The 12,208-nt window shown below is 59.1% G+C and carries 10 protein-coding genes and 6 pseudogenes; 4 read left to right on the forward strand and 12 right to left on the reverse strand.

Annotated features, from left to right (window positions below; genetic code table 11):
• Nucleotides 1-93 precede the first annotated feature (93 nt).
• The 11 genes and pseudogenes from NKH63_RS30870 to NKH63_RS30925 all read right to left on the reverse strand — a co-directional run.
• Nucleotides 94-1,281 (reverse strand): annotated as a pseudogene (locus NKH63_RS30870) (fumarate hydratase); the annotation flags it as partial.
• On the reverse strand, nucleotides 1,278-2,720 hold the full coding sequence (locus NKH63_RS30875; protein ID WP_352920408.1) for an NAD-dependent succinate-semialdehyde dehydrogenase: 1,443 nt from the start codon (nucleotides 2,718-2,720) through the stop codon (nucleotides 1,278-1,280). The gene NKH63_RS30875 and the pseudogene NKH63_RS30870, both read right to left, overlap by 4 nt.
• Nucleotides 2,721-2,921: 201 nt before the next feature.
• On the reverse strand, nucleotides 2,922-3,848 hold the full coding sequence (locus NKH63_RS30880) for a LysR family transcriptional regulator (RefSeq protein ID WP_352920426.1): 927 nt from the start codon (nucleotides 3,846-3,848) through the stop codon (nucleotides 2,922-2,924).
• A gap of 120 nt (nucleotides 3,849-3,968) precedes the next feature.
• Nucleotides 3,969-4,580, reverse strand: a complete 612-nt coding sequence (locus NKH63_RS30885; protein WP_352920411.1) for an HpcH/HpaI aldolase/citrate lyase family protein — start codon at nucleotides 4,578-4,580, stop codon at nucleotides 3,969-3,971.
• 54 nt (nucleotides 4,581-4,634) lie between these two features.
• The gene (locus tag NKH63_RS30890) at nucleotides 4,635-4,868 is read right to left on the reverse strand and encodes an aldolase/citrate lyase family protein (RefSeq protein ID WP_352920414.1); all 234 of its coding nucleotides are present in this window, start codon (nucleotides 4,866-4,868) and stop codon (nucleotides 4,635-4,637) included.
• A gap of 137 nt (nucleotides 4,869-5,005) precedes the next feature.
• Nucleotides 5,006-6,157 carry a CaiB/BaiF CoA transferase family protein gene (locus tag NKH63_RS30895; protein WP_352920429.1) on the reverse strand — a complete coding sequence of 384 codons (1,152 nt, stop codon included), beginning with the start codon at nucleotides 6,155-6,157 and terminating at the stop codon, nucleotides 5,006-5,008.
• Between the two features lie 19 nt (nucleotides 6,158-6,176).
• Nucleotides 6,177-7,451 (reverse strand): methylaspartate ammonia-lyase, encoded by a 1,275-nt coding sequence (locus tag NKH63_RS30900; protein WP_502896385.1) that lies wholly within the window; start codon nucleotides 7,449-7,451, stop codon nucleotides 6,177-6,179.
• A 206-nt stretch (nucleotides 7,452-7,657) separates the two neighbouring features.
• Nucleotides 7,658-7,900 carry a transposase gene (locus NKH63_RS30905; RefSeq protein WP_502896386.1) on the reverse strand — a complete coding sequence of 81 codons (243 nt, stop codon included), beginning with the start codon at nucleotides 7,898-7,900 and terminating at the stop codon, nucleotides 7,658-7,660.
• 226 nt (nucleotides 7,901-8,126) lie between these two features.
• A pseudogene (locus NKH63_RS30915) lies at nucleotides 8,127-8,310 on the reverse strand (hypothetical protein); the annotation flags it as partial.
• A pseudogene (locus NKH63_RS30920) lies at nucleotides 8,310-8,480 on the reverse strand (transposase); the annotation flags it as partial. The pseudogenes NKH63_RS30915 and NKH63_RS30920, both read right to left, overlap by 1 nt.
• 60 nt (nucleotides 8,481-8,540) lie before the next feature.
• Nucleotides 8,541-8,675: a hypothetical protein gene (locus NKH63_RS30925; RefSeq protein WP_502896387.1), complete on the reverse strand. Its 135-nt coding sequence runs from the start codon at nucleotides 8,673-8,675 to the stop codon at nucleotides 8,541-8,543.
• Here NKH63_RS30925 and NKH63_RS30930 point away from each other — a divergent pair.
• Both NKH63_RS30930 and NKH63_RS30935 read left to right on the forward strand, forming a co-directional pair.
• Nucleotides 8,635-8,918 (forward strand): annotated as a pseudogene (locus NKH63_RS30930) (transposase domain-containing protein); the annotation flags it as partial. The gene NKH63_RS30925 and the pseudogene NKH63_RS30930 overlap by 41 nt on opposite strands.
• Before the next feature lie 104 nt (nucleotides 8,919-9,022).
• On the forward strand, nucleotides 9,023-9,496 hold the full coding sequence (locus NKH63_RS30935) for a transposase (RefSeq protein WP_352920420.1): 474 nt from the start codon (nucleotides 9,023-9,025) through the stop codon (nucleotides 9,494-9,496).
• Nucleotides 9,497-9,546: 50 nt separating this feature from the next.
• Here the strand turns inward: NKH63_RS30935 and NKH63_RS30940 are convergent, their stop codons facing one another.
• Entirely contained in the window at nucleotides 9,547-10,350 is an 804-nt protein-coding gene (locus NKH63_RS30940; RefSeq protein WP_352920423.1) for a formyl transferase, read from the reverse strand.
• Between the two features lie 518 nt (nucleotides 10,351-10,868).
• Between NKH63_RS30940 and NKH63_RS30945 the strand changes: the two are divergent.
• Nucleotides 10,869-11,407: pseudogene (locus tag NKH63_RS30945) on the forward strand (transposase); the annotation flags it as partial.
• Between the two features lie 83 nt (nucleotides 11,408-11,490).
• A pseudogene (locus tag NKH63_RS30950) lies at nucleotides 11,491-12,208 on the forward strand (IS66 family transposase); the annotation flags it as partial.

Here is a 12,208-nt window from a genome sequence, read left to right on the forward strand (position 1 = left end):
CCGCACCCCATGCTCTTCCTGCCCCACAACTAAAACCCCGGCGTGCGTCTTAATTTATTTATCTAAACCCCGTCTGGGGGGGGGGGGGGCGGGGGGCGCGCCCCCCCCCCCGACCTCATTCCTCACAGCGCGGACTGGTCCGACGTAGTAGATCACGCGTCCCCGCAGATCGACCGGAAGAGACTTGCCGGCATCGATCAGCTCGACTATGCGCTCGTGGGCGGCGTCACGGCCGGTCAGCATCTTTCCGGACAAAAGAAGGGTTTCCCCGCAGCGCCACGATGCCGTCTCCTCCGTTGTGAGCGCATCGAGATTGACCCGCCGGACGCCCGTTGTGTGCAAATCCTCATGACCGATCTGGGGCCATTCGGAAAGGTCGGGCGGCTCAAGCCTGATGGGTCCAGAGCCGTCCAAGGTAAACTTCAGGTGCCGGTTGGCGGCGCATTGCGGGATGAGCGCGACGGGCTTGGACGCCGCATGGGTAGGATAGCTCGCGACCTTGACGTCAACGACTGTCGTAAGACCACCGAGGCCCTGGGCGCCGATGCCGAGCGCGTTAATGCGTTCATAAAGCTCAACCCGCAGTGCCTCCTCCGCACTTGAGGGCCCCCTGGCGATCAGTTCCGACATATCGATGGGCTCGTTCATGGCCTCCTTGGCCAGCAGCATCGCCTTTTCAGCGCTGCCACCGATGCCGACTGAGATCAGGCCGGGCGGGCACCATCCGCTGCCAAGGGTCGAAACGGTGTCGACCACCCAGTCGGCAACGGAGGCGCTGGGGTTCAGGGTGGTGAAACGCGCCTTGTTTTCCGAGCCGCCGCCTTTTGCGGCGATGGTGATCTCAATCTGGTTGCCGTGCACGAGGTCGACGTGGATGACCGCCGGCGTGTTGTCGCGGGTATTGATCCGTCCGGCGAGCGGATCGGCAACGATCGATACCCGAAGGGGGTTGTCCGGGTCGAGATAGGCCCGACGGACGCCCTCATTCACCAGGTCAGCGAGACTGGCCGTTGATTTGATGCGGGCATCCATGCCGACCTTTGCGAAGACCACCACGAGGCCGGTGTCCTGGCAGATCGGGCGCCGCCCGAAGGCCGCCATGCGAGAGTTCAGCAGAATCTGCCCGATGGCGTTCTTCGCCGCCGGGCTCTGTTCGCGCGCGTATGATTGCGAAAGGCACCGGATATAGTCGGGCGGATGGTAGTACGAGATGTACTGAAGGGCGTCGGCGACGCTCCTTGTGATATCCTTGCCGGCAATCGTCCGTGTTTTTTTATTCACGAAATCTCATCCGAATGACGCGAACCGTTGACCAGTTTCAGGTTCTGGAAGCTCCGAAAACCTTGCTCGCCGCCCTCGTATCCATAGCCGCTCTGTTTGACGCCTCCATACGGTGCATCTGCAGAAACCCCTTTCAGGTAATTTACACTGAGAGCGCCTGCCGAAAGACCGCCGATCAGCGCCCGTTTCGCTTCGGCGGTGCCGGTGAAGAAGTAGGCGGCCAAGCCATACTCAGTGGCGTTGGCTTCTTCGATCGCCTCCTCGATCGTGTTGAATGGCGCTACGGTGAGGATCGGCCCGAACGGCTCGTCATGAAGCACTTTCGCATCCTTTGGCACCCCCGTCAGGATGGTTGGCGGCCAGTAAAAACCCGGCTGGTCGAGGCGGGTGCCCCCGGTTTCGATGCGGGCGCCGCGATCGACCGCATCCTTGATCAAACGCTGCATGGCCTCGATTCGCCGCGCGTTTGCCATTGGTCCCATCTCCGTCGCAGGGTCGTCCGGCGGGCCGATCTTGATCTTTCGGGCGGCTTCCGTCAATCGGGATAGGAATTCCTCGTAGAGGGTCCGCGCGACGAGGATCCTGCTGGGGGCGTTGCAGCTCTGGCCCGCGCACTCGAACTTGTATTCCGAAATTGCCGGTACGGCGTTTGCCAGGTCGGCATCCTCGCATACAACGACCGGGGAGTGCCCACCGAGTTCAAGAATGCACCGCTGCAGGTTATTCGCGGCAAGCCTGGCGAGCTGTTTTCCAACCTCGGTGGAGCCCGTGAAAGTCAAGATCTTCACGATCGGCGAACTGAGTAGATGCCGGGATATTTGCACCGGCACGCCAAAGACGAGATTGACCACGCCGTCTGGAATACCCGCTTGTCGCAAGGCTTCGACGAAATGGACAGCCGCGCTTGGTGTCTCCTCAGCCCCTTTGAGGATCACCGGGCAGCCTGCCGCCAAGGCGGGGGCGAGTTTGCGGGCGATGAGAACGACGGGATAGTTCCAAGGCGTAAAGGCAGCAACGACGCCTAGGGGCTCCGGGACGATTTCCCGGTTCGGGCGCATCGGAATAGGGGCCGACAGCTCTTCGGCGTGGGTGCCGTTCCACTCCAGTGTTTCGACAGCGCGCGCATATTCACCTGTCGCTTCGGCAATTGTCTTTCCCTGTTCGGCCGACAGGTCCCTGGCTGCCGCTCCAAGCTTCGCTGCCAAGATCCTGGCGGCTGCTACGAGGATCTCGCCACGATCTTTTGCAGGCCGTGCGGACCAAGCCTTGCGGCTCCGCTCTGCCGAAGCAAGGGCCTCATCCAGGTCCGGCGCTGAAGCCGCGGCCACCGAGCCAAATACCTTCTCTGTCGCCGGGTTCATTACCGGCAGAGTAGTTCCGTCACTTCCGGCTCGCCACCTGCCATTGATAAAAAGCTGATAGCTCGTGGCGTTGGGCATCGCATGCTCCGCTTGACTGAATTCCTGCCAGTGCGAGACCAGCCGATATCCAGCCTAGGCTCGCTTCTCTGCAGTTTCATCGCGATGGTCACGCCCGGTCAAATATGGAATATCGACCAAAACCATCTCGAATACAGATTGATACGGCTCAGGCAGTTGCGGAGGAGCAATAGCACCTGGAACTTGGTTTGAAGGATCTGCCTAAGCCCGGTCCGGAGCCGTGGCCGACCAGTGCCTGCTCTCGATCAATGTCCTGACGACCTTGGGGATCAGCTTGCGGACCGCAGAAACGGCTGGAGAGCGCTCATCTTTCGGGTTGACGGCAAGCACAACGGAACGGGTGATCACTGGATCAATGATTTTAACCGTCCGGACTTGGCCTTGAGACGCCTCTTTCTGAATGGCTGACGGGGTAAGAATAGAATACGCCTTTCCTTCCATCACCATATTGATGATCGTAGAAAGGGAGTCGACTTCGAATCTTACGTCGAGCACACAACCGTGTTGCGCAACGACATCAGCCACCGAACGCCTGACATTGTTATTGCGCATCGGAACCGCCAGCGGAAACGCATGCAGGTCGGCGAGCGGTATCGAATCTTCGAAAGGCGGTTCACCCGGAGGCACCACTAGGCAAAACTCTTCGCGGGCCAGCACTGTCATTTGCCCCACGCTCTCCGCAGTGCGGTACAGGACTGCCAGATTGAAGCGGCCAGCAGCCATCCACTCCTCCAGCGGTCCAGTCATGCCCTCGATCATCTTAAGTGAGATCCTCGGCCATTCGCTTCTCATCGATTCAAGCAGGGGACCGCTAAGGACGCGAGCGGCTCCGGACGGAATGCCAATGGTCACCTCTCCGGAAGGAGCAGCCACCGAGTTTGTCAGTTCCGCCTCAGTGAGCTGAATTTCCTTCAGGATGATCCGCGCGCGCTCAAGCAGCTTGTCTCCCGACGCCGTGACGCTGACACCGGTCCTATCGCGCACCAGCAGCTGGGTGCCAAATCCTACCTCCAGTTGACGCACATGCAGGCTTAGAGCGCTTTGAGCAACGTTGAGGGTCGCAGCTGCCTTCGTGAAACTGCCGGCTTCGACGACGCCGACAAAGTATCTTAACTGCCTGATGTCCACGATGACCAAATCCAACCGGGGCATGATCCCCAGTGCCTTCTTATCTATCTCGAAACGAGATGGCAGGCAAGACAAACCGTCGGGCCATGTCTCGAAATCCAGCCGCTGATTAAATGCAGCTCAGTAATTGCTGGCCAGAGCCAGGATCTCGTGGGCGCGCCAAACTACTGGCGGGTCGACCATCTTGCCATTCAACGAGAATGCAGAAAGTCCACGCGTGGCGGCATTGTTTTCCGCCGCGACGACGCGACGAGGCCACTCGAGTTCCTGTGCGTTTGGCGAGAAAGCCTCATTGAATATGGCCACCTGTGCCGGATGGATCGCCAAAGCTCCGGAAAAGCCAAGCCGCCGCGCATGCACCGCAGCTTCACGAACTTTATGAGTGTCCGAGAACTCGCCGATGCTTCCAATAAAGCCCAGCGGGAGCAAGCCGGCCGCGCGGGCAGCAAAAAGAACAGAAAGGTTCGGCGTCAAGAGAAGGTCAAATTCCGGGGCGCCGCCAACAGCAGCACTGAAATCTTCAGGACCAGTGCCATCGCGACCATCCTTGGATGCGCCGACGCAATGGCCGCGAGCCTTTGCAAAGCGCCCGGCGTTTCGATCAGGGCAAGGAACCGGATGCATCCCAGCGAAAGATTTCTTTCTCGTTCGAGTTCGGACCGCATTAGCCATCTCTAAAATCCACTCTGCCGAATCCGGCTTCGGAAGAACCAGTGCGTCAACACCAGCCATCACCGCTGCATCGAGATCGGCCGCTAAGGCACGCAAACCACGATTGACTCGAACCTAAACGGATGCGCCCATGCGGCCCACCTTTGCCACGCATGCAGAAAGCTGCCGCCGTGACTCTGCCTTCTGATCTTGGGGAACGGAGTCCTCGAGGTCGAGTATGACGCCATCTGCCCCGCGCTCATGGGCAGTCTCCACAAAGCGCGGAACGTGAGCGGGAACGAAGAGCAGGGATCTCCAGCGGGGTACAGACATCGGGCTTTCAACGGCCGGAACGGTGTCCTTGATCATGGAGTTGCCTCAGCGGTCGATTTCACGAGGGCGGTGGCGGTGAGCTTGCTGGATGGCGGATACGATGAGATGAGATGATCCGAGGTACACAGGCTCTTTGTAAATCGCGAGCGCACTCACCTTACCGAAACGCGGGTTCACGCTGACGCGGCCCTTTCGCGCAAACGTGCCAGAACCTCCTCGCGGACAGTCTCAGTATGGGCGCCAAGAGCCGGAACTGGGCGCAGACAGGGGCGCTCAGAGTTGAAGATAGCCGCCGGCGCTATCGTCTCTACAGTTCCTTCAGGTGTGCCAACCTCAACCCTGCGAACGTGGGGATGCTTTGAAATATCCGCCACTTCGTTCAGTCGGCCATATGCCAAACCGGCCGCCTCAAGCTCCTGCATCACCTCTTCGCTGCCTAGTTCGGAGAAACGCGCTTCGATGATCTCATCAAGTTGCGCGCGGTGACCGAGGCGCTCCATGTTGTCGGCAAAACTAGGTGCGCGTGTGAGCTCCGGCTGCCTAAGGAATTTCTCGCAGAAGTTTACCCATTCGCGGTCATTCTGAACCGAAAAGATGACGTCTTTGCCATCGGCGCAACGATAGGCGCCATACGGCGCCAGCGACGGGTGTTTCACACCCGCGCGTACCGTGTGATAACCGCTGTAGTCGTTTTGCAGAACCGGAACATTCATCCAGTCGGCGACGGCATCGAACAGTGACACCTGGATGCTGGTGCCTTCGCCGGTGACCTCGCGGTGATAGAGGGCCTGAAGAATGGCGCCATGCGCTGTCATGCCCGCCGAGATGTCGCAAACCGAGAGCCCTACACGCGCGGGCCCTTGTTGGTTGCCGGTGATCGCGCATAGACCTGTTTCGGCCTGGACAATGAGATCATAAGCCTTCAAGTGGGAATATGGCCCTTTCTCCCCGAAACCCGAGATGTCGCAGGTGATCAGCTGCGGATATCGGCGACGCATATCAGCAGACCCGAAACCCAGTTTTTCGATAGTGCCCGGCTTCAGATTCTGGATGAAGACGTCACCATCGGCAATGAGCGTGTCGAGGACCTCGCGGTCCGCCTCCAACCTCAGGTCCAGACACACCGACTCCTTTCCCCGGTTGAGCCAGACGAAGTAAGCACTCTGCCCCCGAACCAACTTGTCATAGCTTCGGGCAAAGTCCCCTTCCGGCCGTTCGATCTTGATTACCCGGGCGCCGGCATCCGCAAGGCGAGACGACGCATAAGGCGCGGCCACGGCCTGCTCAACCGCAACAACTGTGATCCCGTCAAGGCTATTTTGCATTGGTAACACACTGCGCTTTTCATCCAACGTTTTCGTTTTGAGTCCGACGACGGTTCAGCATCGCTAGCAACCGGTTTTGTTCGTTCCCGACAATTGAGAAAGCCTCATCGACACCCATTCCGGGCTTTGCGAGCATCATGTCGGCCTGGGTCGCCACCGAAACGTGGACTGAAGCTTGGGCGGATAGTTCGGTCTCAGTACAGCTTCCCCCGACATACGCCCCTATCTTGTTCGCCTTGCAGATGAGAACTGCGCGCGCCGTGTCGGCTATTGAGCCAACATCCGGGGTCTTGATTTGAACGAGGTGCGCGCCCTTCGCTTCAGCAAAGCGCCGAATGTCCTCAAGTGTATTACATCTCTCATCCACGACAATGCGTGCGCTAGAACCCCGGTTGTCCAAGATAGATACGATCTGTGCGTAGTTCTCAATTTGAGAATGCGTCGAACCAAAATCCGCCGGGGACTCGATGTTGAGCGTGAACCCCGGAACGGTATCTGCAACCTTGCAGATAAAGTCGGCGATCCGTTGCGGCTCCAGGCCGATTTCCTGACCGATCCAGCCATACACATCAAAATGCAGCACCGGATGATATCCTGGGCGGCCGATTTGGCGCGTACGGGTTGCAACCCACTTCACGAACTCCACGAAGGTTTGGCCGTCCACGCCGAATTTCTGCCGCGAGTTGATCAGGCCGTGGGGAAGCACATCCACCGCTTTCAGGATCATCTTGTCGACGTTAATTTCGCGAGCATCGCCGCTCTGGCAGTAAACCGGGACCCTACGCGTTGGCAGCGGCAGGATAAATTCATTGCATACGATCTCCGCCATCGTCGCACGATGAAGATGGGCCGCTGCGCGAAGGAGCGCCTGGCTAACGCCATACTCAATCGCAAGAGGTAACCGCTCGTCTTCGAAGGGCTTGAAAACCTTCGCGCAGGCATCAAGGTAGCGAGAGGCATCGACATTAAGAAGCCGCGGCGCGATAGCGCGCGATGTCAAATCTGAGATTTGATTCGTGTCAAACAGAGGATCGCGTCCGCCGGCACCAGAGTACTGGACGTTCATCATGTCGCCCCAAACAACGGTGTCGTCGGCAAGGACGAGCCCAACGCTTAGCGAAGATGCTGGAATGCGAATCGACGTGAACCCAGGCGTCATCGATTTGCCAGCATAGATGAAGCCGTGCTGAATTGCGCCGGACTTGATTGCAGCCTGATCATCATAAAAAAATGCGCCGTTGCCAGGTGCGAGAAGGACCTCTTTGATCACTCGTGCGCTCTGTTTTGGGGACATCGGTGGATAGATTCTTCAACCCATACTATGCGTCACTTGCCATTAAGTTCGCCAATATAAAGTCCAGGGCGGTGCCATCGCGTTTTCAGATGGCTAACGCCCGTCCGGAGTGGACGACGCAATCGAGATGTCTCATACCAGCCCTCATTGATCAGAACTCATTCGCCCATTTTCTGCAAACGATGGACATGATCTTCCAGTCGGCCTTACAGAGTTCGCCATGCGTGGCGGCAGTGGTCGACGATGTCTTCGTAGGATTTGAAGACGCAGTTCGAGAGCCAGTTTTCACGCATGACCTGCCAGATGTTTTCGACCGGATTGAGTTCGGGCGATTTCGGCGGCAGGGGCAGGATGGTGATATTTTCGGGGACCAGCAGGTTGTTGGACATGTGCCATCCTGCCTGGTCCATGATGAGGATGCGTGCGCATCGTTGGCGACGTCGCGGCATTGATGCGTTGATTCCGGCCAAGGCAGAGCCGACCCGTAGCCCGGTCCCGCTTCGCCGCTTCCGCTACGATGCCAAGCACGACATCTTGAAGTGTCCGCGGGGAAAGATCCTACGTCCGACTAGGCCGGTGAAGCACGGCCGCTTCTTCTATTCGCGCTCCAGTGAGTGCGCCGGTTGCGACCTTGCCTCCCTGTGTCTTTCCAAGGGGCGCGTCAACAAAGCGGCTGTTGAGGGTGACGATTATCCCGCGCTGTTGAGAGCGCGCAGGCGTTTCGGGAGATCTCGATCATGGCATGGGTATCGCACCATGGTATGACGAGAGCTGCGGCCTTGCCGTGCTTGGGGCAGATCGCGCCGAAGATATAGGCGGAGCGTGTGCGCTGGTCGTGCGGTGCAGAGGGCCTTGATCCAGGTTCACCGCCGCTGCGGTGAGGTAGGCTTGGATCTTCATATTGGCGAGACCCGGTCGGATCGCTCGGGCCAGGCCGTGCCAGTTCTTCGCCTCGCGATGGAAGCCTTCCGAGCGCCACCGGTGGCGTTGGTAGAGACGTTGATCCTCCTCTGACCATCGCTCTCGACGCCATAGCCGACAAACCACGGGATCGCGATGTTGACGTGCGCCTCCCGCATCAGCCGGCGATCATGCACAATTCCAAGCAGGAAACCACGCGAGCATCAGGCGGACAGCCACCTCGGGATCGATGCCGGGGCGGCGGCCATTGTCGGTGCAGTAGAGGTTCGCCACCTCGTCGCGCAGCCAGGACAGATCCAGCACACGACCCGCGCGAGCAGCCCTCAGGCCCCAGACAATTACTCGTAAAACAGCCTATTTGCCAGCAGCGAGGGCGGTGGACGAACTTGGCCGACCGTGGCGACCCTTCTGCAGACGGCAAAAATGAACAACGTCGATCCGCTCGCCTGGCTATCCCAGACTTTGACCCGCATCGCTCAACCCCGGTCCGCAGCCGAAATCGACATGCTCATGCTCTGGGACTTCAAGCCAGCAGCCATCAGCTAACCGCTTACGGTCATTGACAGCCAGTTGGGCAAGCAGAACAACTGTCAGACGCGGTCAGCCTATCGATCGGCAATCATGCAGCCTCGCTTTGATCGCATACGGAATTGTATCTCCCGCACAGCTGGGCGGAGTATCCGGAACAACGCAAGAAGGCAAAGATTCCGGCAGAGGTCCACGTTCCAGATCAAGCCGCAGATCCCGCTCGAGCAGATCGGGGGGGCGTCGCGCCCGGCGTGGTTGTCGCTGACGCCGGATACGGCGCCAACGGCGGTTTCCGCGCAGGCCTGTCCGAGCTCGGTCTGACCTGTATTGTCGGCGTTCAGCTCACACTCAGCGTCAGGCATCCAGGCGAGAGTCCTCTGCGGCCGAAGCCTTGGAGCGGACGAGGCCGGCCGCCGTCCCGGGTCGGCCGAACCGACGATCACAAGCCGATCTCGGCCAAGGCCCTGGCCGAGGAGTTCGACGACGAGACTTGGCGGACCATCACTTGGCGTGAAGGAACCAACACTGAACTCAATTCCCGCTTCGCCGCCGTCCGCTTGCGGCCGGCCCAGGGACTACAATCGGCCCGAGGCTGATCGAGTGGCCTGAAGACGAGGTAGAGCCTCGCAGGGACCACGGGAACTACTCAGCGTGGCTTCAAACCGACAAGATCGCTGACACTCACGAGTCGTTCGTGAGTCTGAACTCTACCAACGAGCCATTTCGGAGGCGTGATGAGTGGCGGAAGGTACAAGGCGCGATAGAGCTGCTCGAGTTGTTCCGCGCTGCGCGGAACGTCCGGCGATTCCAAGAGTTCGCTGGTCATACGCGTGTTATAGAGCCCAGCCTCACGCTTATCCTCAGCTATGAGCGCTGCTTGGGATCGCCGGGTAGCGGATCCGTCCAACAGGCGGAGCCAAACCTCGCAGAAGAGCGCGTATCCATAAAGCTGTGCTCTGGTATCGAGTGAGAGAGCTGTTTCCGAAGGCAGAACAGGAAACCGCAACTCATCGATGATATCTCCCCCATCTAGATGCTCCGAAAGGTGGTGGACGGTCACTCCGAAGCTCTTGTCGCCATTAAGAATTGCATGCGTCCGTCCATCACTGCCACGATATTCGGGCAGGGGAGCTGGATGCAGATTGATTCCTCCTCGATCGAACTGCGCGAGGATGTGGGCGGGAAAGATGCTGGACCAAAGTACGCTTACGAGAAAACCTCCATGACGGGAAATGTCGTCCATTGACTCCAAATACGGTATACCGTATCGATCTGCGACTTCCCAAAGCTCTTCGCTCGTTTCGCTGCTCCACCATGTTTTCTCGTTTGCGGACGCTCCCAGAATAGCCGAGACTAGCTCCTTGCCACAAGTCTCGATGATAAACAGGATGCAGCGGGTTGCGAGTCCCCGGGTACCAGCAAAAACAAGCCCGTTATTCAAAATCGACATTTTGTCAACCTCATCTATTATTGCAGCGATGCATCAGGCACTTGCCATTGAAGTGCTTACAATTTCCTCCCGAAGGGGCGATGTTGAGCCGCCAAGCTCGGGTCCATGATGCCTTTATCCGGGTGCGACTCGCGAACGATCGGCGACACGCTGTTCCTCCAAACCGCTCTTCCCGAGTCCTGCCCAAGAGCGCGCTCAAGCGTCGTCATCAAGGGGATCTGCAATTTTGGCGGATGGGGCAGAGCCTCGGAATTCCCATTTGCTTGAGGAGACGATGTGATTGCCAGCCCCGAAGGTCGATGTGATCGTAAGATGTCATAACGAGAACCCAGCTGCCCAGCAAAGTTTGCCTACGGTGATAATAATTCAAAGCTGACAGCATTCGACAGGTTCGTGAACTATCAGTTCTAGCAGGTTGCTCAAGAAGTCGTTTTAACGAACCTAACGAGCCAAGAGACCGTTTTGAAATCGGCTTGGGATGGGTTTCGTCTGAGGCTTGGTTATGATTCAGGCTGTGGATGTGGACAAAGCAGAGCCATGGCCGGATGGCCCAGATTGCCAAGAAGACAGCGCTACCTGTGTGATTTGACAGGTGGGAGCAGTTCGCGCCGCTGATGCCAAGCCTTGACGTCGCGGCCGTCCGCGCGAGGTTGATTTTCGCGAGGTGGTCAACGCGGTGCGTTACTACGGCTGGTTTCGCGAGTTGGCGCAGCGTTTTCTGTTCCAGACCATCCAGGATATGGCGGCGATGCTGGATCGCGAGCGAGCCGGGCGCGAGGCCAGTCCCACGGCTGGCGTGATCGACAGCTAGTCGGTCAAAGCTCCGCAAGCTGAAACAAGGGGTTACGACGCCGACAAGAAGATCGTCGGCCGCAAGCGACACATTGCCGTCGATACGGATGGGCGGCCCTTGATGGTCAACCTCACCACCGCCGATATCTCGGAAAGTGCCGGGGCTCAGGCGATCCTGGACGGTATCCGCAAGCGTTGGCCCTGGGTGAAGCATCTGTTCGCCGACCGCGCCTATGACAGGCTGAAGCTCATGGACAAAGCCGCCAGCCGCCGGCGCCGTTCCATGTCACGCCGCGCGGCTTCATCGGTCCCCAACTGCTGGCGACAATCCTGTTCGACAAGTTTGGCATGCATGCTCCACTCAACCGCCAGAGCGCGCGCTTCAAGGCCGAGGGGATCGAGCTGCCGCTGTCGACGCTAGCCGATCAGGCTGGCCACGGAACCTTCGCCGTCATGCCGCTCTTCCAGCTGATCGAGGGCCATGTGCTCGCGGCCGAGCGCCTCCATGGCGACGACACCACCATTCGCATCCTGGCGAAGCGGCGAGCGTCCTCAGAAGCATCTGGCCGGGTTCGCCGGCATCCTTCAGTGCGACTGTTACAGTGGCTTCGAGCCGCTGTTCGACTGGCTCCGATCACGCCGGCCTTTTGCTACGGCCATGCGCGGCGAGGATTCTTCGAATTGGCCGACATTCGCGAAAAAGGCCCGGGACGGCAAGAAGGGCAAACCGATCTCCCCGATCGCGCTGGAGGCGGTCAGGCGCCTCGACGCGCTGTTCGAGATCGAGCGCGCCATCAACGGCCGCAGCGCTGCCGAGCGGTATGCCGTGCGGCAGGAGAAGAGCAAACCACTTCTCGACGACACGCACGCCTGGTTGCTCCGCGAGCGCGATACCCTCTCGCGCTTTTCCGAGGTCCTGAAGCCAATCAATTACATGCTCAGGCGCTGGGCCGACTTCGCCCGCTTCATCGACGACGGCAGAATCTGCCTCAGCAACAACGCGGCCGAAAGAGCGCTGCGTGGCATTGCTCTGGGAAGGCGCAACTGGACCTTCGCCGGTTCCCAG

The organism is Mesorhizobium sp. M0960 (assembly GCF_040319055.1).
Taxonomy (GTDB): domain Bacteria; phylum Pseudomonadota; class Alphaproteobacteria; order Rhizobiales; family Rhizobiaceae; genus Mesorhizobium.